Below are 22,246 nucleotides of genomic sequence, written 5' to 3' on the forward strand. Positions count from 1 at the left end.
CCGCGCCGGCGCCCGGCCGGCCCTCAGGGCTGGCGGCGCGGGATGCGGATGCGAATGCTGTCGGGGCCGTCCTCGCGGCTCAGGCCCGCCAGGTCCCCGTCCGGCGGGACGCTCAGACGGCGGCTCGCCCGACCGGTCGCGTAGCTGTAGCGCTGCGCATAACCGCGCCCGTCGTCGAAGGTATCCGCCTCGCTCACCTGGGCCGAGCTGTCGCGACGGATCAGCAACCCGCGCCCCTGCGGCTCGACCTGGATCGACTCCGGACGCTGCCCATCGAGCGGGATCTCCAGCACGTAGGCGTCGTCGGTCATCGTCTGCGAGACCCGCAGCCCGCCGGCCTGGGGCCGCGCCGGGCGATCCCGATAGCCGGGATACGGGGCGCTGCCGGGACCGCTCGCGGGACCGGCGCTACCCGGGGCACTGGACGCACCTGGCTCCGCCCCGCCGAAGGCCGGCCCATAACCCATGCCGGGCATCGGCGGCCCGTATTCGTAGCCCGGCCCGCCAGCCGGCGGCCCCCAAGGCGCGGTGTCGCCGCCCTGCCAGGGCGGGGCGAATTCGCCGTAGCCCGGCGGGACATCACCCTGGAAGGGAACTTGACCGACGGGCGGACCGTAGCCGTAATCGGGCATGGGCGGGGCGGGGGGCATCTGGCCCGGCATCTGCGCAGGCATCGGGGCGGACTCGGACGCTGCACCCCACTCGGGGGGAACCGGGACACCGCCTGGCCCCATCGCCCAGGGCGGGCCTTCATCGTAAGGCATCCAGGCGGCGGCCAGCGCGGGCAACAGCGCGGCCGCGGCCGCGCACGGGGTCAGGATCAACAAGCGGGAACGACGCATCGGGGCCTCCCTCGGAGTTCGGATCGGGATTTCGGAAACTCGGCAGGGACAGAGTATACCGATCGCACGATCGCTCTTCCGTCCCTTGCAGGCCGACGGGCCCGCTGACCGAGATCTCACTAGCCCTGGCCCGGCCGGCGCCCCGACACCCATAGGAACCATGCAGAAACCACCGACACAAGCGCGGGGAAGACGAGAAACTACGAAATACACGAAAGCCGAGAAAAGCAGGGGCAATCCTAAATGTATTGATTTTTTGCGTTTTTCGCGTGTTTCGTAGTTCCAATTCAAGATGTGCCGGTTGCTCTTGAGTCATCACATATCCGCCTGCATCGACTCAGGTGCGCCCGCGAACCCGCCCGCTTACAATGCGTGTAGTCGTTCCACCTGGCCACGCCCATGTCCGAAGCCGCTACCGCCATCATCGTCGCCGTCGCACGCGAGGCCCGGCCGCTGATCCGCCGTTTCGGGCTGGCGCGCGCCAACGACACCGCCACTGACTCACGGACCTGGATCGGCCGGCACGACGGCCGAGCCCTCAGGCTGATCGCGACCGGGATGGGGCCGACCAATGCCCGGCAGACCGTCTTGGCGCTGCTCGCGCACCACAGCTGCGACCGGGTGATCGTCGCCGGCCTCTGTGGTGCGCTCGACCCGGCGCTCCAGGTCGGCGACCTCGTCCCGCCGGACGAGGTGCTCGATGCCGCCACCGGCCGCACCCATCGCCGACCGATCCCGCACCGGCACGGCGGCCGGCTCGTCAGCGTCGCGCGCGTCATCGCCTCCCCGGCCGAGAAGGCCGGGCTGTTCGCCCGCCACGCCGCCGCGGCCGTCGACATGGAGACGGCCGCGATCGCCGCCGTCTGCGAGTCGCACGAGGTCCCATGGCTCTGCCTCCGGGCGGTCAGCGACACGGCCGACCAGGCCCTGCCCGATGGCATCGAGCGCCTGATCGACGACCACGGCCGACTCAGGCCCTGGCCGGCCGTGCGGCAGCTCGCCCGCGCGCCGGGTACCATCCCCGCCCTCGCCCATCTCGCACGCGGCACCGCGCGGGCCGCCGAGGCCCTGGCCGCTGCCCTCCCGCCGCTGCTGGCGGACCTCCAGGCCCACTGAACCGGGCGGGTTCCTGACCGCCTCACCACCGCGTCGAAATCCGGTTCGGCTCGCGCTTCGTCGAGAGTGCCCGCCGTACCTAAGACCGCCGACACCCGCCCCTCCTTCTCCCTCCGGTGGGCAAGTTCCCGGACCTCCGAGGCGAGGAGGACGAAAGCCGAAGCCGTAGGCGTGGCGACCTTGTGCGCGCTCACCCAGAAATCGCCCATGATCTTGTCCAGCGAGCCCCCGAGGGGAACCGGGTTGCGCTTGCTCAGGGCCTTGACCTGTACCCCGACGAGGCGGGAGGCGTACCGGCTGCAGGCGATAATGTCAACGCCCCTGGCATTCCGCGCCGTGGGCATGACGTTCTACCCGAGAAGTGAAAGCCGATAGCAGCAGCAGTAGAGCCCCACGTTGCCGGTGAGCTGCGGGTCCAGTCGCCCGGTTTCGTTGTTGGTGTTGTTGGGCAGGTTCGCCACGACCTCAGAACCGCTCGATGCTCGTGACCTTGACGAAGCCGCCGCCGGTGCAACCACGCTTCCCGACCGTCAGCACGTCGATGCTCCACGGGGTCGCCCGCCGATACTCCGGCGGATACTCGCGCGTGCGCACCCAGCCCGCCGCCCGGGTGTCTCTCGGCGGGTGGCTCTCAATCTCGATCACCTCGCCGTCCGGGTACTCGATCGCAGAACCGTCCTAGAAGGTCACGCGCGTCATGGCCTTCTCCCGAAAGCATCGACGCCCCGTAGCAAAAAAGCCGCCCGAGGGCGGCTTTCTTCGTTGTCTCACAGGGCCTTACCCCATCGCATCCCATGACTTTGGGAACGGCGGGTTTCTAGGCGGGCGAGCCACCAGAACCATGCGGAAAGGACAGCAAAACTGGCAAATTTGGCGGAGAGGGTGGGATTCGAACCCACGGTACGCTCGCGCGTACACCTGATTTCGAGTCAGGCCCGTTCGGCCACTCCGGCACCTCTCCGGGGATGCGGGATCCGCGCACCGTGGCGCGCGGCCGCTTAGTATACGCGCCCCGCGCACCATTTGCACAGCCCACGATCAACGCCGGGCACGGAAGAAATCGCGCAGGATCGCACCGCACGCCTCGCCGAGGAGGCCGCCGGTGCAGGTGGTGCGGTGGTTGAAGCGACCGTCGGATGGCAGCAGGTCGAAGACGCTGCCGCAGGCGCCGCCCTTGGGGTCGGTGGCGCCGAAGACCACATGGGCGACCCGAGCGTGAACGATGGCCGCCGCACACATCGGGCAAGGCTCGAGCGTGACATAGAGGGTCGTGCCCGGCAGCCGGTAGTTGCCGACCGCGCCCGCGGCCGCGCGTAGGGCGACGATCTCGGCGTGGGCTGTCGGGTCCTGGTCGCCGATCGGTCGATTCCAGCCCTCGCCGAGGATGAGGCCGTCGCGCACCAGGACGGCCCCGACCGGCACCTCGCCGGCCGCCGCCGCGCAGGCCGCAAGCTCCAGCGCACGCCCCATGAAGACCTCCGCGCCACAGCCCTCATCTGTCCTGCCAACCATCGCCCACCTCGTTGCCATCGCTCGATCGTTCGTCCCCGGGCGGTCATCGGCCGGACACCTTGCGCTGATAGTCTCTCACCCGGTCCGCGGCCGTGGAGCGGCACGCAACCACCGCTCCCTGCGCCACGCTCAATGCATCACCCTCAATAAACCATCGGGGATCCGCCATGTTCGGGACGAAACGCTCGCTCGCCGCGAGCATCCTAATCGTGCTCGCCACTTCGTTCGTCCAGACGGCCGACGCCGGCCTCCTGAGCGAGACCGACGACCCGCTCGCCGTCCACCCGCACGCGGCGGGCGCAGCTGCCGGGATCCAGGCCAACGGGCCGCTCGGTTCCCGCGTTCAACTGGGACCACGGCCATTCTTCCTCGTCGACAAGATGACCGACGGCGCGCTGAAGGACGAACTCGAGGCCTGTAGCGCCTCTCGCGCGATCTACGTCCGCACACCCTTCTCCATTGGTCATCGCGGCGCCGCCATGCAGTTTCCGGAGCATACCCGGGAATCCTACCTGGCCGCCGCCCGGATGGGTGCCGGCATCCTAGAGTGCGACGTGACCTTCACGCAGGACCGCGAACTGGTCTGTCGCCATTCGCAGTGCGATCTCGCGACCACGACCGACATCGTCGCCACCGACCTCAACGCGAGGTGCACGCAACCCTTCGAGCCGGCCGAATTCGACGAGGCGGGCAACCGTACCAAGGCCGCGAGCGCGATCTGTTGCACCAGCGACATCACGCTGGAGGAGTTCCGGCGTCTGCGCGGCAAGATGGATGCATCCAACCCGGACGCCCGCACGCCCGAGGAGTATCTGGGCGGGACCGCCGACTGGCGCACCGACCTCTACGCCGGCCCGACCAGCGGCACCCTGATGACCCACGCCGAGAGCATCGCGCTGTTCAAGTCGCTCGGCGTCAAGATGACCCCCGAGCTCAAGACACCGAGCGTCGCGATGCCGTTCGATGGCGACTATACGCAGGAGGCCTTCGCCCGCCAGATGATCGACGAATACAAGAAGGCCGGCGTCCCCCCTCGCGACGTCTACCCGCAATCTTTCAGCATCGACGACGTCCTCTACTGGGTCCGCGAGACCCCGCTGTACGGGCGCCGGGCCGTCTTCCTGGATGACGCCAACACCGTCGACGAACTCCCGAGCCTCTCCGAACTGATGGGCTACAAGGCCCAGGGCATCAACATCGTCGCCCCGCCGACCTTCGCGCTGCTCGCAGCCGACGGCGACGAGATCGTGCCGTCGCAGTATGCCCTCGACGCCAAGGCGGTCGGCCTCGACATCATCACCTGGACTCTGGAGCGCTCCGGGATCCTCGCCGACGGCGACAATGGCTTCTATTACCAAACCTTCGACTCGGCGGTCACCGACGAAGGCGACCTGATGCGGGTCCTCGACGTCCTGGCGCAGGACATCGGCGTCCTGGGTGTCTTCGCCGACTGGCCGGCCACCGTCACCTTCTACGCCAACTGCAAGGGCCTGTAAGGCTAACCCCCACCACGGGGCCCGCCCGCCGGGCCCCAGCCCATCCCCTCGCGCGCCCTGGCGACACGGCGCCGCCGACTGCTCCCGTCACGCAGCACCTTGTCCGGCGCCCGGCCGGACGGGGGTGTCTGCGCACGTCCCGAGCGACGTCGCTACCCTCTGCCCCCCAGAAGCGCCAGCCTGCCGACCCTTTCACCCGGGTCGCGCATGGCCCTTTCCGCTGCACCCCGAGCCCGATTTCAGGCGCCTCGGCGTAACCCTTTGATTGCGCCGAAAGATGCCAGTCCACCTTGACAGCCGGCGGGGCGAGAAACTAGATTTAGCCCGCCAGCTCACGACGAGCCACAAGATATTGTGTCAGCCCCAAGACAGACCAGGGAGCCTCCATGGGCGCTTCTTCCGCCAATCTCGCCACCTTACCGACGCGCGTCCGCAAGCGCGACGGGCAGATCGTCGACTTCGACGCGACCAAGATCGAGTCGGCCATCCTGCGCGCCGGACAGGCCAGCGGCGAGTACGGTGCCCTGGAGGCGACGCTGCTGACGGCCCAGGTCGTCAAGGTCCTCGCCCATCGCTACGATAACGGCCGCCTGCCCGATATCGAAGGCATCCAGGACGTCGTCGAGCAGACCCTGATCGCCGCCAACCACTTCGGCACGGCGCGCTCCTACATCGTCTACCGCGAGCAGCACCACAAGCTGCGCCGCGATCGCCATACGCTGGTCGACGTCGCCGGCTCGATCAACGAATACCTCGATCGCTCGGACTGGCGCGTCGCGGCCAACGCGAACCAGGGCTACTCGCTCGGCGGGCTGATCCTCAACACCTCGGGCAAGATGATCGCCAACTACTGGCTGTCGCACGTCTATCCGCCCGAGATCGGCGCCGCCCACCGCGAGGGTGACATCCACGTCCACGACCTGGACATGCTCGCCGGCTACTGCGCCGGCTGGTCGCTGCGCACGCTGCTGCACGAAGGCCTCAACGGGGTACCGGGCAAGGTCGAGGCGAGCGCGCCCAAGCACATGTCCTCGGCGATCGGGCAGATCGTCAACTTCCTCGGCACGCTGCAGAACGAGTGGGCCGGCGCCCAGGCCTTCTCGAGCTTCGATACCTACATGGCGCCCTTCGTGCGCATCGACGGGCTCGACTACCCGGAGGTCAAGCAGGCGATCCAGGAGCTGATCTACAACCTCAACGTGCCGTCGCGCTGGGGCTGCCAGACGCCCTTCACGAACCTCACCTTCGACTGGGTTTGCCCCGAGGACCTGCGCGAACAGGTGCCGGTGATCGGCGGCGTCGAGCAGCCGTTCACCTACGGCGACCTCCAGGCCGAGATGGACATGATCAATCGCGCCTATATCGAGGTCATGACCGAGGGCGATGCCAAGGGGCGGATCTTCACCTTCCCGATCCCGACCTACAACATCACCCCCGACTTCCCGTGGGAGAGCCAGAACGCCGAACTCCTGTTCGAGATGACGGCCAAGTACGGCCTGCCGTACTTCCAGAACTTCGTCAACTCCGAGCTCACGCCCAACATGGTGCGTTCGATGTGCTGCCGCCTGCAGCTCGACCTGCGCGAGCTCCTGAAGCGCGGCAACGGCCTGTTCGGCTCGGCCGAGCAGACCGGCTCGCTCGGCGTCGTCACGATCAACTGCGCGCGCCTCGGCTATCTCTACCGCGGCGACGAGAAGGCCCTGTTGGCGCGCCTCGACACGCTGCTGGAGATCGCCCGCAACAGCCTGGAGATCAAGCGCAAGGTGATCCAGCGCCACATGGACGCCGGCCTATTCCCCTACACCAAGCGCTACCTGGGTACGCTGCGCAATCACTTCTCGACGATCGGCGTCAACGGCATCAACGAGCTGATCCGCAACTTCAGCGGCGATCAGGACGACATCACCACCCCCTGGGGCCATGCGTTCGCCTGCCGCCTGCTCGATCACGTGCGCGCGCGGATGGTCGAATTCCAGGAACGGACCGGGCACATGTACAACCTGGAGGCGACCCCGGCCGAGGGCACGACCTACCGCTTCGCCCGCGAGGACAAGAAGCGCTACCCCGACATCCTCCAGGCCGGCACCCCCGAGACCCCCTACTACACCAACAGTTCGCAGCTCCCGGTCGGCTTCACCGACGACCCGTTCGAGGCCCTGGCGCGGCAGGACGCGCTCCAGACCAAGTACACGGGCGGCACCGTCCTGCACCTCTACATGAGCGAGCAGATCTCCAGCACCGAGGCCTGCAAACGCCTCGTGCGCCGGGCACTGACCAACTTTCGGCTGCCCTACATCACGGTGACGCCGATCTTCTCGATCTGCCCGAGGCACGGCTACATCGCCGGCGAGCACGAGTTCTGCCCCAAGTGCGATCAGGAGCTGATCGCGAAGAAGCGCTCAGAGGCCCAGATCCAAGAGGCCTGCGGCTGCCACTGACACACCCGGCCGCCGCGGCGGCCGAGCCCCAATTCGACCCTGACTATGTGACCAGGGCGCGCCAGGCGGCGCGCCCGACCGACCACCAACCCGGAGGAGCGACGACCATGAACGAGCCCGAGACCATCCTGCTGTCCGATGAGGAACGGACCCGTTGCGAGGTCTGGACCCGCGTGATGGGCTACCACCGCCCGGTCTCCGCCTTCAATGCCGGCAAGCGCGCCGAACACGGCGAGCGCTGCTACTTCTCGGAGCAGCCGCAGCAGGCCGGCCAGCCACGCCCGGCCCAGGCCGGCGAGCGCGTCGCCGCCTGACACACCCGAAAGGCCGCGCGATGCCGCCCAATCTCTGGGGCGGTCGCGCGAGAATACGTCAAGTTCGTCGCCCTACCGCGGCGTGACCAGACCTCGGCTGGGCCACCGGCCGGGCCGTGGCGAACGAGCAAGTGGCGATTCAAGAATGACCGGCACCTAATTCTTGGAACTACGAAACACGCGAAAGGCGCGAAAGGGCCAAATAGACCCAGGAGCGTTCGCGGTATTTTCGCGAATTTCGTAGTTTGTTGTCTTCCCCGCGCTTGTGTCGGTTGTTGTTGAGCCGCTCCCGAAGGCACGAGCCCCTCGTTCCCTGCTATCGACTCGTTCACGGCCTGCGATGGGGCCCCGTTGATCTGGCCGATGTCCACAGCGACCCGTGCCACGCCGGGGCATGGACCCCGTGGGCTGCAGGCGGTATCGGTGCGGTTCGTTCCTCACCACACCCTACACAGGAGTCACGGCCTTGCTGCCCTCGCCCCCCCTCGACAGCCTCCATCCCGTGCCGGCTGAGCCGCGGATCGCGGCTACGTGTAAGAGGCAAGCCGTGCCGTCTACGTGCGATGCGCAGCCCGCCGAGCTGCGCATCGCCGGCTTCACGCCGCTGACGACGGTCGACTACCCGGGCGAGCTGGCCGCCGTCGTCTTCTGCCACGGCTGCCCCTGGCAGTGCCGCTACTGCCACAACGCGCACCTGCTCGCCGACGAGGACCTCGCGCCGATCGCCTGGGCCGACATCCGGGCCTTCCTCGAACAGCGCCGCGGCCTGCTCGACGGCGTCGTCTTCAGCGGCGGCGAGCCGACCGTCCAGGGCGACCTCGCGACAGCGATGGCCGAGGTCAAGGCGCTCGGCTTCAAGGTCGGGCTGCACACGGGCGGTCCAGCACCCGAGCGGCTCGCGCGCCTGCTGCCCTGGCTCGATTGGGTGGGCCTCGACATCAAGGCCCTGCCCGAGGACTACCCAGCGATCACCGGCGTCGCCGGCTCCGGCGAACGCGCCTGGGCGAGCCTGCACCAACTGCTCGCGGCCGGTGTCGCGCTGGAGGTCCGCACCACCCTGATGCCGGGTTGGCGCTTCGCCGAGGAGCTGCGCCCACTGATGGACCGCCTCGCCGACGCCGGCGTCACCCGCTACGCACTGCAAGCGCTGCGCGCCGCCACCGCCCGCGACCCGGCCATCGCCACGGCCGGCGACATCACACCGCCCGCGGCCGCGATCGACTGCGGCGCCACGCGCTTCGCTGATTTCATCGTGCGCGGGGTGTGACGGCGATTGGTCGACGACGACAAAACCAAGGCCGAACCGCAGGAAGATCTCAATAGAACGGATTTCGCCTGTTGAAGGCGTCGACCAATCGCTGCGGATAGCTCTCCGCGTGGAGTTCGCTTGGTACCGCGCTCGGGGCGAGATCGATCGATTCCGGATCGCCGGGATCGAACAGGCAGATCCCGATCTCTTCGTACAGCTCGGGCGCATCGGTCGGCAGGCGACGCTGGGCGATTCCGGCCATCAATACGGCCGCTTCACCGAGCACGGTACCGAACTTCCTCGATGGGAGCCCGGATTCGGTTCGGCCGATGAAAAACAGGTGACCGCAGATCGCATAAGGGAAGCGCCGGTGCAATTCCAGCGCCTCCATGACCATATCGCGATATCGATTCTTGAGGTTCTTGCGCGGGTCGAAGATCAGACCCTTGACGCCTGATGTCAGCAGCAGGCCATGCTTCTCGTCCGATAGATAGACATCCACCCCTTTCGGACCGTAGCCGCCCATGAAGGACTTGTCGCGGCCGCTCGTTGGCGCCTGGACATGGACGAGGCCCCGGTCGCGAAGGTCCTCTGCCAAGAGGCGGGCAATCTGGTGGCTGAGCGCTTCCGTGTAGTTTTTCTTGCTGCCGCCAGACGCTGTGTCGGCAGGCATGTCGCGACCGCGAATGACTTCCGCCAGCGCAGCCCCGAAGCTGTTCATCGCCGCGCTCCCCGTCCGCGAGTCGTGCGGCGCTCGAGCAGGGTCGCCCGCGCCTCCTGGAGCTCGGCGATGTCTGCCGCGGACAGGCCGAGCTGGTCGGCGAGGATCCATCGATCGGCGAGGCGGCTGGCGGCGAGGAACGCGCCGTCGCGGATCGACTGGTCGGCCTCCGCGAGGCGCGCGCGCAGTTCGGGCTCAGGGCAGGTGGGCAGGACCACCCGCACGCGGCCGAGCTCGCTCGGCTCCAGCTTGAGGATCCCGCCGCCGTAGCTGCGGCCCTCGAGCTCGAGGCTGAGCAGCGAGAGGCTGGTCAGCAGGCCGAGGGCGAGGCGCTCGGCGATCGCCGGGCTGGCCAGCCGAATACCGTGCAGGCTGTTCGGATAGAGGGCGCCGCACCGGTTGACGGCGCCATGCGGCTCGCTGCCGATCATGTAGGGCAGCAGCAGATCGGGGCGAATCAGCCCGGGCACGCGCCACCAGGGGTCGCGCACCCGGCACTTGTAGCGCCCGGCAACGCCGGCGCGCTCACCGGCGGTGATCAGCGCCTTCAGCGCCCGACGGCGCGCCGGGGATGCGACCGCGAACAGGTCATCGTCGCCGGGCCAGATCAGGTGATGGGCGACGCCGCGCTGTTCCGCCGCGGCGACGTCCTCGGCCTCGTAGCGCAGGCCGCGCAGCGAGCGGCTGTTGCGGGCGACCGGCAGCAGCCAGTCGCCCGGCAGCCGGCGCGCGCGCCCGTCGGCGGCCGTGCAGTGGAAGAAGGCGTTGGCCCCAGTCACATAGCCGTTGGCGATGGCGCCAAGCTCGCCGAGCGCCGTCGCCGCCGGGTGCGCCATAAGCGTATCGAGCAGCGCCCGGGCGCGCGGCGTGAGAAAGGCGCGGCCGAGGCGGGCACCGGCGTCCATCGCGACGCTGTCGACGGCGTCGTTCAGCACGAGGCGCGCCAGGTCGTCGATCCGCTCCAGCGGCACCAGCTCGGCCGCGGTGCAGCGCCCGCCGCGCCCCTCGGCCAGGAGCAGGAAGGTCTCCTGCTGGGCCTCTTCGAACCAGTTGTGCCGAAAGGCGACGAGGCGGATCCGGGCGAAGTTGCCGCACAGGGCCCGCAGGGTCTCGATCCCGTAGGTCGTCTGCGCCAACTCGGCGGGGACGACCATCGCCATCGCCCCGTGCGGGCGCAGGAACTGGAGCGCATGCAGCAGGAAGGGCGCCCAGGAGGCGGCGAGGCGGCTGAGGCGGGCGCCGACGCGCAGCGCCGAGGCCAGCGCCCGGGCGCGCGACTCGCCGGAGAACTGCTGGTAACGGATGAAGGGCGGATTGCCGGCAACCAGGTCGACCGGGCCGGTCTGCGCCGGGTCGAGCCGGAAGAAATCCCCCGGATGCAGGGCCGTCGGGATGGTCGACCCCGCCGTCGCCCGCGTGGCCGCCGCCAGGGCCTCGGGGTCGAGGTCGCAGCCGATCAGGCCGGTCGCGCCCCGGGCGGCCGCGGCGCTGAGAAAACGGCCGTCACCGCAGGAAGGATCCATCACGATGCCCGGGGCCGCGTCCATGCCCCAAGCGATGAGGAAATCGACGACGGCCGGGGCCGTGTAATAGGCACCGAGGCCCTTCTTTCGCGTCAGTGCACGCTCTGCCATCGTTGGCTCCAGTCTGCCCCAAGGTCCGCTGCGAAGGCGGGCGATTGAACACGGGGCGCCCTGCCTTCGGGCGCCAGATGGGCCGATTGTTCCGCAGCCGCGCCCGTCAGGCAAAGGCCTCGGCACGAAGACGCATCAGGCGGCTGGGCGCGGCAGCGCGCCGGCTACGAGGAAATACTCGCGCGGAAACGCGTGCAACTGGTGTCCGTCCGCGCAGGTGAAGCGGACCCGCTCGGCGCCAGTCTCGCAGAGCCAGGCCTGGGGTCGCAGCGGGGTGCGACTGACCAGCGCATCGGGGTGGAACAATGCGACGTTGATGCCACCCTCGGTATCGCGGGCCGAGCGGTATTCGATGGCGTCGACGCCGGCCTTGCGCAGGGCCGAACCGAGCCGCTGCGTCGCCCGATAGTCCTGCGGGTCGCGCAGGACCGACTCGTGGTCGGCACACGGCGGCCCCTGGAGGCGCACGCCTCGCGCGGCCTGCCAGCGGGCAGCGAAGGCGGTGTGCTGCGTCAGGAGCCGACCGGACGGTGGCGGGACCGCCATCGCGGTCCAGAAGACGAAGCGATAGTAGGCCGCCTCGGCGAGCAGCGTCGGCAGGCGGCGGGCACCGTAGAAGAGGCTCGGCTCGAAGCGGCCCCCGAAGCGCGAACCGTGGCGCAGCGGCGGGTACCGAAACGGCGTCGCGAGCAGGTAATGCAGCCGCTCGGTGCCGGCGGGCCTGGGCGGCTTGGAGCGCTCGATCAGGTCCTCCAACAGGGCCTGCTCGGTCAGGTCGTCGACGAGCTGGGAGGTCGCGACCTGCTGCTGGCTCTCGACCATCCGCAGCAGCTCGCCGCCGAGCGGGCCGATGTCGAGCCGCTCGCGGCACCCATCCCAGAGGTCCATCGCTTGCGGACGAGCGCTTGAGAGTTAACGGGTCAGCGCGGGGCCATCGGGGCCGGGTCAGCCATGCCCGCGCATCGCATCCAGATACTCGACGACCCGGATCAGCCCCGGAATGCTGCCGATCTGCTCGGCGGGGATGCCACCCGTGTCGCGGTTCGGCGTCTGCATCCAGTGGCGCATGTCCTCGGGTCGGCCGCCGAGGAGGGCATAGAGGCTGCGATAACAGCGGATCAGGAGCAGAGCCAGTTCGCCCGACTTGCTCTGCGGGTCGAGCCCGCGGGCGATCGAGGTGCGGTCACGCCCGACGACCTCGCCGATCCGCTCCTGCGACAGGCCGAGCGCGCGCCCGGCATTGAGCAGGGCCTTGGCGAGCACGGCCCGGGGATCGGACTGCGGCTGAACGGCGATGGTCGGCATGGGATGATGCTCAAGTTTGCGGTATATCCGCTGTATAGTCGCCTAACCGGGGATTTGCAACAGGCGCTCCCACCAGAGCGACATCATGGATCGGCCCATCGGCAAAACGAAAAATGACTCGACTTCGCGGCACCCGTGTCGGCGACCCTCGGCGTCGTACCGAGCTGTAGGCACCTGGCTCGCGCTCACGACGACTCGCGATAGAGGGGCAGGGCGTCGATCCGCCGGTCGATCTCGGCAATCATCGCCCGGTAGGCGGGGCTGTCGAGGCGATCGCCGAAGCGGCGCGCGTAATCGTCCTTGGCCAGCCCCTCGGGGAGCGCGTCGATGCTCGGCATCAGATCGTCGTCGGTGAGCCCGTCGGCGGCCGCCTGCTGTACCCGCCTCGCCTCGTCCCGATTCGCCGTGGCCTGCGTGGCGAGACGGATGCCGGCACGATTGGCGGCCATGTCGGCGAAGCTGAAGCCACTGCCGCCGTCGGCGTCAGAGAGCTCCTTGTACCAGCCGACGAGCCGAGAGAGGCCGCTGTTGCCGCGCAGCGCCACCGCTGCCGAGGACAGGAAGTGCTGGGCGAGGTCCTGGCGTCCCCGCAGCAGCACGCGCCGACGCACAGGTTCCGGTTCCGTGCCGGGGGCATCGGGATCGCGCAGCGTCTGGCCATTGACGTAGGCGGCCAGCACCAGGATGAGCGCCCGATTGACGGCGAGGGGATCGGTCCGGGCCGGCTCGGCCGCGGCCTTCTCCATGAGATAGCTCATCAGCTCGCCGAGCGCGATCGGCTGGCCCTTGGGCACGAGCCAGACGCGGAACGCGAGATGGCGCTGATAGCGCAGCGCCAACGGGAGGTCGCCGCGTGCGACCAGGCTGCTGGTGATCTCCTCGAGCAGTCGCGGTTGCCACTCGTAGGTCAGCGCGAGTTCGCCGGGCCGCAGATCGAAGTCACGCAGCGCCTGGGCGCGGTCGATGTACGCGATGACCCGGTCGGCGACGGCCCGGACCAAGGGACCGGGCAGCGGGACGCCCGCGATGCGCGCCGACTCGACCTTGGGCCGTGTCCCGTCCTCGACGACCACGGCCCGCAGGTTCAGGAACTGGTCCTCCGGGCTCCATGGCAGGCCGAGCGAGGCGAGGACGACGGCCCGCCCCTGCTCCAGGCGGATCGAGGCGCGCCCGTCGGCGAACTGCTCCAGGACCTCGTTGGCGACCAGGTTCGCCTCGCGCTCGGACAGGCGCAGGGTCACCTCATCGCCCGGACGCGTGCCGCGAAAGTGCTTCGCTGCCAGCCAATCCCTCGCCCAGACGCCGTCGGCGGCCATGACAGCGGCCTTGTAAGGGACAAGGGGCGCGCTGGCGAGCAGCAGGGTGGTTCCCAGGGCCAGGCCGGCCAAGACCAGCCCGGCGACGGTCCAGCGGAGCAGACGGGTCAAGCGGCGCATTGGGCGGATCGAGCTCCTCGGCGGATCGAGCGATGGGCCCATTGTCGCACCTGAGCCCACGCCTGGCTGCCACCGGATCGTCATCGTCGGCATCGCGCGGGGGACGAACCGATCGCGCGCCGGGCGGTCGGAACCAGGGCAGCGGCAACCTCGCGAGGCCCGCGCACGGACTCGGGCGCCACCGTATCATGCCCGGCGCGGGACGTCGCGCCCGGCCCCCGGCGCCTTCCTCATTTGGGCCTCAGTCCTGCCGTATCTTGGGGACCTGGCTTCTCTCGAGGTGCCCTCTTGTCGCGCAGGAACAAAGAACATTGGCCGATGCGAATCCCGACCGACGCCCTGCCCCCGCTGCACCTCGCGGCACTCTCGGCCGCCCTCTGGCTGACCGGGTGCGCCGGCCTCCCCCAGCCGAGCGACTACGCGGCCGCCGCCAAGGCGGACGTGGCGGGCGTCTCGGCCTGGTCGGCGCTCGATGTCGGCACGCCGAGTGCGTACCTCGACGAGCTCATCCGCGCGCCCGCGCTCGATGCCCTGCTCGATGAGGCCCTGGCCGCCAATCCCAATCTCCAGCAGACCCTGCTGACGCTGGATATCCTGCGCGCCGAGCAGCGCCGCACCGGCGCCGCGCGGCGCCCGTCGCTGGAGGCCAGTCTCACCGGGGAGAAGGACGAGGACCTCGACGCCAGCTACCGGGGGACGCTCACGCTCGGCTGGGAGCTCGATCTGTGGCGGAAGCTCGCCGACCAGTACCGCGCCGCCGGCAAGGACGTCGCCGAGCAGCAGGCCCTCTCCGAATCGGTACGCGACACCCTCGCCGCCGAGCTGATGCAGACCTGGCTCGGGTTGATCGCGGACCGCCGCGCGAGCGCGATCGAGCGGCGGCGCCTGGCAACCCTCGCGCAGAACGAACGGTTCATCATCCAGCGCTACCGCAGCGGCCTCGGCACGCTCGAGGATCTCGACAGCGCCCGCACCTCGGCGGCCCGCTCACGCGCCAGCCTGGCGGGCTACGAGGAGTCGGCGGCGCAACGCGAACGCCTGCTGCGCGGGCTGCTCGGGCGGACCGACGCGGTACCGATCGCAACGCCGGCCGAGTATCCCGAGGTCGCGCTCCCACTCGCCGAGCTGCCGGCCCAGACGCTAGGGCGCCGCCCCGACCTGCGGGCCGCCTATCTGGCCATCGAGGCGGCGGACCTGCGCACGTCGGTCGCCTACAAGGACCTGCTGCCGAGCATCGACCTCCAGGCGGCGCTGACCGACGTGGCCCGCTCGCCCGGCGAGGCGCTGCTCGGCGATCCGGTCTGGTCGCTCCTGGCCCAGCTCACCGCGCCCCTCTACCAGGGCGGGCGGCTGCGGACGGCCGTCGAGATCGCCAAGCTGGAGACGGCCCAGGCCTACGAGGCCTACCGCGAAACCCTCGTCGACGCCGTCACGCAGGTGGGTGACGCCCTGAGCCTGGAGCGCTCGCTCGCCGAGCGGCAGACCCACATCGCGACGGCGCTGGCCGCCGCGCGCAACAACCTCGCGCAGTATCAGCGCAGCTACCGGACCGGATTAGTGGACATCCTCGAACTCCTCATCGTGCAGCGGACGACCTACGACCTCGAGGCCGAGCTCGACGACCTGCGCCGTCAGCGTCTCGACAACCGCGTCGCCCTCGGGCTCGCGCTCGGCCTGGGGGTGCGCGAATGAGCCGGCGGCTCGGGCGCGGGGTGGTCCTGGTGGCGGCGGTGGGCCTGCTCGCCGCGGTCGTCCTCTACAGCTGGCAGGCGATGCGCTCGCGGGACGACGGCCCCCCAGCTGGGCGGCAGACATCACAGGCCCAGGCGCCGCGCCCGGACGTCTCGGTCGTCACCGTCACCCCGGGCGCCTATCGGGCCTGGGCGCACGGCTACGGCCAGGCCGCCGCGCGCTTCGAGCTGACCCTGACGGCGCAGGTCCAGGGTCAGGTCGAGGAGCTCGCCGGCGACTTCGACACCGGGCGGCGGGTCGCCCGGGACACCGTCCTGGCACGGCTCGACGACACCGATTACCGCGCCGCCGTGGCCAGCGCCGAGGACGCCCTCGCCGCGGCGCGCCTCGCCCTCCTCGAGGAGGAGCGCCGCGGCGTGCAGGCACGCGCCGAGTGGCGCGCCTCGGGCCTGAAGGGCGAGCCGGACTCCGAACTCGTGCTGCGCGCCCCGCAGTTGGCCGCGGCCCGGGCGGCCCTGGCGAGCGCCGAGGCGGCCCTCGCCGGTGCCCGCAAGGACCTGGCCTACACCCGGATCCGCGCGCCGTTCGACGCGCTGGTCGTCGCCCGCGCCGTGGCGCCGGGCAGCTTCGTGCAGACTGGCACCGAGATCGCGACCCTCTACGGCACCGAGCGGGTCGAGGTCGAGGTCTTCCTGTCGGCCCGCGACTGGACGAACCTGCCCGACCCGGCGACGCTCGCCAGTGGCGAGTGGCCGGTCGAGCTGACCGGCGTCGAAGACGGGCGCCGCTGGAGGGGCGAGGTCCTGCGCGTCGCGCAGCACCTCGACCAGACGACCCGCCAGCGGGCCTTGATCGCCGCCGTCGAGACACCCCTCGATCGCGACCCACCGCTCCTGCCCGGCACCTTCCTCGAGCTCGAGGTCGCCGGGCGCCTCGTCGAGGGACTCTGGCGGCTGCCGAGCGCGGCGCTCAGCCAGCGCGGGGAGATCTGGTACGTGCACGACGACGACAGGCTGGCGAGCTTCGCCGCCGAGCCGCTCTTCAGCGCCGACGGGGCCATCTACGTGCGCCCGCCCCAGGCGCTCGGCGAGGCGCCCCAGCAGGTCCTCGTGCACCCGCTCGACGGCTATCTGCAGGGGATGGCGGTGCGCCCGGTCGAGGTGAAAAGCGATGACTGAGCGCGGCGGCATCATCGGCTGGTTCGCCGCCAACCCGGTCGCGGCCAACCTGCTGATGGTCCTGATCATCGCCCTCGGCGTGCTCCAGGTGGACCACCTGCGCAAGGAGGCCTTCCCGAGCCTGGAGCCCGACAGCATCACGGTCTCGGTGACCTACGACAGCGGCTCGGCCAAGCAGTCCGAGGAAGGCATCGCGATCAAGATCGAGGACCAGCTCGAGGGGCTGACCGGCATCAAGACCGTCACCAGCACCTCGACCGGCCGCGGCGCCACGGTGACGATCGAGAAACAGTCGGACTACGACCTCGACGCCCTGCTGCGCGACGTGAAGGCCAAGGTCGACGCGATCACCAACTTCCCGGCCGACGCCGACAAACCGGTCATCGAGAAGGCCGAGCGCGAGGAGCACGCGATCTGGCTCCAGCTCTACGGCGATGTCGATCGCCACACGCTCCAGCGGCTCGCCGATGACCTCAAGTCGGACCTCCTCGCGGACCCCGAGGTCAACCGGGTCACCTTCTCCGGCTGGCTCGACCCGATGATGGTCGTCGAGATCGACGAGGGTCGGCTCCAGGCCTACGGGCTGTCGCTCGCCGACGTCGAGGACGCGATCAACGCCGGCTCCTCCGACACCCTGACCGCGGTCATGCGCAACGCGGACCTCTACCTCCAGCTGCAGGCCTCGCAGCAGGCCTACCGCAAGCAGGAGTTCGCCGCGATCCCGCTGATCGACGCCGCCGACGGTAGCCAGATCCTCCTCGGCGACGTGACCGAGATCCGCGACACCTACGACGACACCAGCTCGTCGCTGTCGCGCTTCCAAGGCCGCAACAGCATCGGCGTACAGGTCATCACGACCGGCCTCGACGACATCGGCGACACGGTCGCCGGCGCCCACCGGGTGGTCGACGCCTGGCGCGCGGGCGGCAAGCTGCCGCAGGGCGTCGCGCTGGAGACCTGGTACGACCGCAGCACCAACATCGAGGAGCGCCTGCAACTGCTGGTGAAGAACGCCCTCACCGGCATCGTCATGGTCTTTCTGCTGCTTGCGCTCTTCCTGAACCTGACCGTCGCCTTCTGGGTCGCCGCCGGACTGCCGTTCATCTTCTTCGGCGCCCTGTTCTTCATGGGCGACCAGTTCCTCGGGCTGTCGCTCAACCTGTTTACGACCTTCGGCTTCATCATGGCGCTCGGCATCGTCGTCGACGACGCGGTCGTCGTCGGCGAGAGCGTCTACACGGTGCGATCAATGAAGGGCGATACGCTCGCCAACACGGTCGCGGGCACGCTCAAGGTCGCGGTGCCGACCCTGTTCGGCGTCTTCACGACGGTGGCGGCCTTCTACGCGCTGTCGCAGGTCAGCGGCCGCCTCGGCCAGGTCTATGCGCAGTTTGCCGCGGTCGTCACCCTCTGTCTGATCCTGTCGGTGATCGAGTCGAAGCTGATCCTGCCGGCGCATCTGGCGCACCTGCACACCCGTCGCCGGGCGAGCCGCAACCGGCTGCTGCGCCTCTGGCAGGGCGCCCAGCGCGGCGCCGACGCGGGCCTCGCCTGGTTCAGCGAGCGCCTCTACCAACCGCTGATCGAGCAGGCCCTCATCCACCGCTACGCGGTGGTCCTCGCCTTCATCGCGCTCTTCGTCCTGGTCATCTCGATGCCCTTCACCGGCGCGATCCGCATGAGCTTCTTCCCGGACATCCTCGGCGACACGGTGCGTGCCCAACTGACGATGCGCAACGACGCGAGCTTCGGCCAGACCCACGCGGCGCTCGAGCTCCTGGAGGCCAAGGCCTATGAGACCGACCGCGCGCTGCGTGCGACCGCCGGCGATGAGACCGACGGGGATGAGGACGGCGCGAGCGCCATCGCCCACCTCCAGGTCCTCTCCTCGGGCGACCAGTCGGGCCGCGTGACGGTCGAGTTGCGCCAAGGTGCGCCGTACGACATCAAGGAGTTCACGAACCACTGGCGACGCCTGGCCGGGCTGCCGGAGGGGGCGCGCACGCTGATGGTCCAGCACTCGCCGCGGATGGTCGCGGCGCTGCGCGTCGAACTGCGCGCCAACGACGATGAGGTCCTGACCCTCGCCGGCGAAGCGCTGAAGGCGGCGCTGGAGGAGATCCCCGGGGTCAGCGGCATCGAGGACAACCTCGAGCCCGCCCAGCCGCAGCTGCGCCTGGAGCTGACCCAGCAGGGCCGCGCGCTCGGCATGACGACGGCGATGCTCGCCCGCCAGCTACTCCAGTCGTTCAGCGGCCAGGTCGTGCAGCGCTACCAGCGCGACAGCGACGAGATCGAGGTCCGCGTCCGCTACCCGGAGGCGGCCCGCCAGAATGCGGCCGACGTCCTCAACGCGCGGGTGCGCACGCCCGACGGCACCGTCGTGCCGCTCGCGAGCGTCGCCACCGCAACCTACGGCTACACGCGCGACACCATTACCCGCATCGACAACAAGCGGGCCGTCTACGTCTCCTCCGACGTCAACAAGGACCTGATCTCGGCGACCGAGCTGGTCGCCCAGCTGCAACGCGACGTCGCCCCCCTGCTCGAGGCCAAATACCCGGGCCTCGACCTCCACTTCGCCGGCGAGGCCGAACAGCAGGCCGAGACCCAGTCTTCGATGCTGCAGATGTTCCTGCTGGCGCTGCTCGGGATCTACCTGCTGCTGGCAGTGCCGCTGAAGTCCTACTGGCAGCCGATCGTCATCATGATGGCCATCCCGTTCGGCATCGTCGGCGCGCTGCTCGGGCACTGGGTCAACGGCCTCTCGCTCGGCATCCTCTCGCTCAACGGCATCATCGCGCTGAGCGGCGTCGTCGTGAACGACAGCCTGCTGCTAGTCGCGCGCTTCAACGACCTCAAGCCCGACGCCGCCCACCTGCACGAGGCGGTCGGCCGCGCCTGCCGCGAGCGGCTGCGGGCCGTGCTGCTGACCTCGCTGACGACCTTCGCCGGCCTCGCGCCGCTGCTCTACGAGACCTCGATCCAGGCCCAGTTCCTGATCCCGGCGGCCGTCTCGCTCGGCTACGGCATCCTGTTCGCGACCGTCATCACGCTGATCCTGATCCCGACGCTGCTCGTCATCCAGCACGACGTCGCCGACCTCCCAGGCCGCCTCCGGCGGCGCCTCGCTCCCAAAAAAGGGCTCTGACCCCTTACACGGAAAAAGGGGTCAGACCCGTTACACACTTAAAAGGGCTCTGACCCCTTAAAGGTCAGCGTCGATCGGTGCCGTTCGATTGCCGGGCGAGCGACTGCCGGAGTATGCTCCGCCGCTACTGGACTGTTGTCAGCCTGACGGCGAATTTCGATACGGAGCGGGGTGGGGGCGATCGACGAGGCGGCCTTGGCAATGATTCGGCGCTGCACCGATTGCGGTGACGAGACCATGGCGCCGGAGCCAGGCGGCCTGCGTTGCCGCCGCTGCGGGCATCGCTACCGTTTCGATGCCAACGGGGTACTCGTCGCCCTGCCGTCGACACCCGGCCTCGGTCTGCCGGCCTTCTATCGTTCGCGCTTCTATGCCCGGTGGCTGCGCGCCTGGGACGACATGGTGGCCAAGGGCTGGGTCATCTACGAGCGCCCGCTCTATCGCTTCTTCTCGCTCAGCGGTCACCGCCGGATCCGCGCCGCGCTCGAGGCCCTCGGGCCGCCGGACGGGCCGGTCGTCGACCTGGGCTGCGGCGACGGCCGCCTGCTCGGGCTGCTCGGGCCGCGCAGCGCGATCGGCGTCGACCTCAACGCGGCCTTCCTCGCCCGGTTGAAGGCCCGCGCACCGGCGGCACTGGCCGTTCAGGCCGACTTCAACAACCTGCCGTTCGCGACCGGCAGCCTGTCCTGCTGCACCAGCGCCCACGTCCTGGAGCACCTCTACTTCCTCGCCGAGGGGCTCGAAGAGGTGCACCGCGTGCTGGCCGCCGACGGCCGCTTCCTCTTCACGATCCCGACCGAGGGCGGCGTCGGCTGGGAGCTCGGCCGGCGCCTCGTCACGGGTCCGCGGCTGCGGCGCGACTACCGGCTCGACGTGCAGGACGTGATGGCGATCGAGCACATCAACGATGCGCGGCGCGTGCTGCGCCTGGCGCGCCTCTATTTCCGCCTCGACCGGCCCGCCTATGCGCCCTTCCCATTCGTGCCGCTCAGATCGCTCAACAGCTCGATCACGGTCGCGGCCGCGCCGCTGCCGGTCGATCACGAACTGAGGGCCGCCGCATGAGGGCCGCCGTCGGCGCCTCGCCGCTGCCGGCCGCCCCGCCAGCCGGCGACAACGCCCAGATCGGCCTCGTCATCCCGGCCTATCAGCCGACCTGGACCCTGGTCCGGCTCATCGACGAACTCCAGCCGCTGTTGCAGCAGGCTGGGCTCGCCGGGCCGATCATCGTCGTGAACGACGGCTCGATGCCCTCGTGCGCGCCGATCTTCGCCGCCCTCGCCGAGCGCCCCGGTATCGTCGTCCTGACCCACGCGATCAACCTCGGCAAGGGCGAGGCCTTGCAGACCGGCATCAATCACCTGCTGGCCCAGACGCCGGACCTGATCGGGGTCGTCACCGCCGACGCCGACGGTCAGCACCTGCCGCGGGACATCGTCGCCGTCGCCCGGTGCCTGCGCGAGTCGCCGCAGGCGCTGGTGCTCGGCACCCGCCAATTCGGCGCCGGCGTGCCGCTGCGCAGCCGCTTCGGCAACATCGCCACCCGCGCCGTCTTCGGCCTGCTCGCACGCAGGCGGCTGAACGACACCCAGACCGGTCTGCGCGGTCTACCGAGCGCCATCGCCAAGCGTATGCTGCGGATGCACTATGCCGGCTACGAGCTGGAGCTGGCCCTGCTCTACGGCGAGGCGCGCCGGGGCACGCCGATCCTCGAGGCCCCGATCGCGAGCGTCTACGAGCGCGGCAACCCGACCTCGCACTTCAACCCGATCTTCGACTCGGCACGGATCTACTTCGTCTTCCTGCGCTACTCGGCGCTCGCCTTCACGACGGCGATCCTCGACTACATCCTCTTCCTGCTGCTCTACTTCTCGACCGGCAAGCTGTTCCTCGCCGTAGTCTGCGGCCGGCTCCTGATCGGCGGCCTCTACTTCACGCTGGCGCGGCGCAACGTCTTCCACGCCCACGGCGACGCCGCCCGTCAGGCCCACCTCTTCGCCGCCCTGCTCGCCACCAGCGCGCTCGCGACCTATGGCCTGACGACGGTCCTCGTGCTCGTCTTCGGCCAGCCGCTGCCGCTCGCGAAGCCGCTCTCGGACCTGCTGCTCTTCTTCGCCAACTTCGCCTTCCAGCGGGTCTTCATCTTCCCGCGCGAGGACTGA

Annotated in this window: 18 protein-coding genes and 1 tRNA gene; 10 read left to right on the top strand and 9 right to left on the bottom strand. The window is 69.7% G+C overall.

What is annotated here, in order from left to right; translation table 11 throughout:
• Nucleotides 1–23: 23 nt before the first annotated feature.
• Nucleotides 24–842 (bottom strand): hypothetical protein, encoded by an 819-nt coding sequence (locus CKO41_RS02375; protein ID WP_200381131.1) that lies wholly within the window; start codon nt 840–842, stop codon nt 24–26.
• A gap of 399 nt (nt 843–1,241) precedes the next feature.
• Here CKO41_RS02375 and CKO41_RS02380 point away from each other — a divergent pair, with 399 nt between their 5' ends.
• Nucleotides 1,242–1,958: a phosphorylase family protein gene (locus tag CKO41_RS02380; protein ID WP_200255127.1), complete on the top strand. Its 717-nt coding sequence runs from the start codon at nt 1,242–1,244 to the stop codon at nt 1,956–1,958.
• 465 nt (nt 1,959–2,423) lie between these two features.
• On the opposite strand, the gene CKO41_RS02385 is transcribed toward CKO41_RS02380, so the two are convergent.
• The 3 genes from CKO41_RS02385 to tadA all read right to left on the bottom strand — a co-directional run bounded on the left by CKO41_RS02385 (nt 2,424) and on the right by tadA (nt 3,470).
• Nucleotides 2,424–2,603 (bottom strand): hypothetical protein, encoded by a 180-nt coding sequence (locus CKO41_RS02385; RefSeq protein ID WP_200255129.1) that lies wholly within the window; start codon nt 2,601–2,603, stop codon nt 2,424–2,426.
• Between the two features lie 226 nt (nt 2,604–2,829).
• Nucleotides 2,830–2,919: transfer RNA gene (locus CKO41_RS02390), tRNA-Ser, on the bottom strand.
• A gap of 77 nt (nt 2,920–2,996) precedes the next feature.
• Complete coding sequence (gene tadA / locus CKO41_RS02395) at nt 2,997–3,470, bottom strand: tRNA adenosine(34) deaminase TadA (RefSeq protein ID WP_200255131.1); 474 nt, start codon at nt 3,468–3,470, stop codon at nt 2,997–2,999.
• Between the two features lie 167 nt (nt 3,471–3,637).
• Between tadA and CKO41_RS02400 the strand changes: the two genes are divergently transcribed.
• From CKO41_RS02400 to CKO41_RS02415, 4 genes are all read left to right on the top strand, one after another.
• Nucleotides 3,638–4,966: a glycerophosphodiester phosphodiesterase family protein gene (locus CKO41_RS02400; protein ID WP_200381132.1), complete on the top strand. Its 1,329-nt coding sequence runs from the start codon at nt 3,638–3,640 to the stop codon at nt 4,964–4,966.
• A 386-nt stretch (nt 4,967–5,352) separates the two neighbouring features.
• Nucleotides 5,353–7,404, top strand: a complete 2,052-nt coding sequence (locus CKO41_RS02405; protein ID WP_200381133.1) for a ribonucleoside triphosphate reductase — start codon at nt 5,353–5,355, stop codon at nt 7,402–7,404.
• A 107-nt stretch (nt 7,405–7,511) separates the two neighbouring features.
• Nucleotides 7,512–7,718: an anaerobic ribonucleoside-triphosphate reductase gene (gene nrdD, locus CKO41_RS02410; RefSeq protein WP_200249146.1), complete on the top strand. Its 207-nt coding sequence runs from the start codon at nt 7,512–7,514 to the stop codon at nt 7,716–7,718.
• A gap of 547 nt (nt 7,719–8,265) precedes the next feature.
• Nucleotides 8,266–8,985: an anaerobic ribonucleoside-triphosphate reductase activating protein gene (locus CKO41_RS02415; protein ID WP_338113695.1), complete on the top strand. Its 720-nt coding sequence runs from the start codon at nt 8,266–8,268 to the stop codon at nt 8,983–8,985.
• A gap of 49 nt (nt 8,986–9,034) precedes the next feature.
• Here CKO41_RS02415 and CKO41_RS02420 read toward each other — a convergent pair whose 3' ends face one another.
• The 5 genes from CKO41_RS02420 to CKO41_RS02440 all read right to left on the bottom strand — a co-directional run bounded on the left by CKO41_RS02420 (nt 9,035) and on the right by CKO41_RS02440 (nt 14,063).
• Nucleotides 9,035–9,688, bottom strand: coding sequence for a hypothetical protein (locus tag CKO41_RS02420; RefSeq protein ID WP_200249132.1), 654 nt, complete (start codon nt 9,686–9,688; stop codon nt 9,035–9,037).
• The gene (locus tag CKO41_RS02425) at nt 9,685–11,322 is read right to left on the bottom strand and encodes an N-6 DNA methylase (protein WP_200381134.1); all 1,638 of its coding nucleotides are present in this window, start codon (nt 11,320–11,322) and stop codon (nt 9,685–9,687) included. Before CKO41_RS02425 ends, CKO41_RS02420 begins: the two co-directional genes overlap by 4 nt.
• A 135-nt stretch (nt 11,323–11,457) precedes the next feature.
• The gene (locus CKO41_RS02430; protein WP_200381135.1) at nt 11,458–12,210 is read right to left on the bottom strand and encodes an RES family NAD+ phosphorylase; all 753 of its coding nucleotides are present in this window, start codon (nt 12,208–12,210) and stop codon (nt 11,458–11,460) included.
• A 57-nt stretch (nt 12,211–12,267) separates the two neighbouring features.
• Nucleotides 12,268–12,627 carry an MbcA/ParS/Xre antitoxin family protein gene (locus tag CKO41_RS02435; RefSeq protein WP_200381136.1) on the bottom strand — a complete coding sequence of 120 codons (360 nt, stop codon included), beginning with the start codon at nt 12,625–12,627 and terminating at the stop codon, nt 12,268–12,270.
• A gap of 185 nt (nt 12,628–12,812) precedes the next feature.
• A complete protein-coding gene (locus CKO41_RS02440) occupies nt 12,813–14,063 on the bottom strand; it encodes a YfiM family lipoprotein (protein WP_200381137.1) in 1,251 nt (416 codons plus the stop codon).
• Nucleotides 14,064–14,381: 318 nt separating this feature from the next.
• Between CKO41_RS02440 and CKO41_RS02445 the strand changes: the two genes are divergently transcribed.
• From CKO41_RS02445 to CKO41_RS02465, 5 genes are all read left to right on the top strand, one after another.
• A complete protein-coding gene (locus CKO41_RS02445) occupies nt 14,382–15,755 on the top strand; it encodes a TolC family protein (RefSeq protein ID WP_200381138.1) in 1,374 nt (457 codons plus the stop codon).
• Nucleotides 15,752–16,933, top strand: coding sequence for an efflux RND transporter periplasmic adaptor subunit (locus tag CKO41_RS02450; protein WP_200381139.1), 1,182 nt, complete (start codon nt 15,752–15,754; stop codon nt 16,931–16,933). Before CKO41_RS02445 ends, CKO41_RS02450 begins: the two co-directional genes overlap by 4 nt.
• A complete protein-coding gene (locus CKO41_RS02455) occupies nt 16,926–20,084 on the top strand; it encodes an efflux RND transporter permease subunit (protein ID WP_200249106.1) in 3,159 nt (1,052 codons plus the stop codon). Before CKO41_RS02450 ends, CKO41_RS02455 begins: the two co-directional genes overlap by 8 nt.
• Nucleotides 20,085–20,285: 201 nt before the next feature.
• A complete protein-coding gene (locus CKO41_RS02460; RefSeq protein ID WP_242463898.1) occupies nt 20,286–21,149 on the top strand; it encodes a methyltransferase domain-containing protein in 864 nt (287 codons plus the stop codon).
• Complete coding sequence (locus CKO41_RS02465; protein WP_200381140.1) at nt 21,146–22,246, top strand: glycosyltransferase; 1,101 nt, start codon at nt 21,146–21,148, stop codon at nt 22,244–22,246. Before CKO41_RS02460 ends, CKO41_RS02465 begins: the two co-directional genes overlap by 4 nt.

Source organism: Thiococcus pfennigii (assembly GCF_016583835.1).
GTDB classification, from domain to species: Bacteria; Pseudomonadota; Gammaproteobacteria; order Chromatiales; family Chromatiaceae; genus Thiococcus; species Thiococcus pfennigii.

Coding starts and splice junctions, on each gene's coding strand:
- CKO41_RS02375 (WP_200381131.1), bottom strand. CDS start 842: ATGCGTCGTTCCCGCTTGTTGATCCTGACCCCGTGCGCGGCCGCGGCC.
- CKO41_RS02380 (WP_200255127.1), top strand. CDS start 1,242: ATGTCCGAAGCCGCTACCGCCATCATCGTCGCCGTCGCACGCGAGGCC.
- tadA (WP_200255131.1), bottom strand. CDS start 3,470: ATGGTTGGCAGGACAGATGAGGGCTGTGGCGCGGAGGTCTTCATGGGG.
- CKO41_RS02400 (WP_200381132.1), top strand. CDS start 3,638: ATGTTCGGGACGAAACGCTCGCTCGCCGCGAGCATCCTAATCGTGCTC.
- CKO41_RS02405 (WP_200381133.1), top strand. CDS start 5,353: ATGGGCGCTTCTTCCGCCAATCTCGCCACCTTACCGACGCGCGTCCGC.
- nrdD (WP_200249146.1), top strand. CDS start 7,512: ATGAACGAGCCCGAGACCATCCTGCTGTCCGATGAGGAACGGACCCGT.
- CKO41_RS02420 (WP_200249132.1), bottom strand. CDS start 9,688: ATGAACAGCTTCGGGGCTGCGCTGGCGGAAGTCATTCGCGGTCGCGAC.
- CKO41_RS02425 (WP_200381134.1), bottom strand. CDS start 11,322: ATGGCAGAGCGTGCACTGACGCGAAAGAAGGGCCTCGGTGCCTATTAC.
- CKO41_RS02430 (WP_200381135.1), bottom strand. CDS start 12,210: ATGGACCTCTGGGATGGGTGCCGCGAGCGGCTCGACATCGGCCCGCTC.
- CKO41_RS02435 (WP_200381136.1), bottom strand. CDS start 12,627: ATGCCGACCATCGCCGTTCAGCCGCAGTCCGATCCCCGGGCCGTGCTC.
- CKO41_RS02440 (WP_200381137.1), bottom strand. CDS start 14,063: ATGCGCCGCTTGACCCGTCTGCTCCGCTGGACCGTCGCCGGGCTGGTC.
- CKO41_RS02445 (WP_200381138.1), top strand. CDS start 14,382: ATGCGAATCCCGACCGACGCCCTGCCCCCGCTGCACCTCGCGGCACTC.
- CKO41_RS02450 (WP_200381139.1), top strand. CDS start 15,752: ATGAGCCGGCGGCTCGGGCGCGGGGTGGTCCTGGTGGCGGCGGTGGGC.
- CKO41_RS02455 (WP_200249106.1), top strand. CDS start 16,926: ATGACTGAGCGCGGCGGCATCATCGGCTGGTTCGCCGCCAACCCGGTC.
- CKO41_RS02460 (WP_242463898.1), top strand. CDS start 20,286: ATGATTCGGCGCTGCACCGATTGCGGTGACGAGACCATGGCGCCGGAG.
- CKO41_RS02465 (WP_200381140.1), top strand. CDS start 21,146: ATGAGGGCCGCCGTCGGCGCCTCGCCGCTGCCGGCCGCCCCGCCAGCC.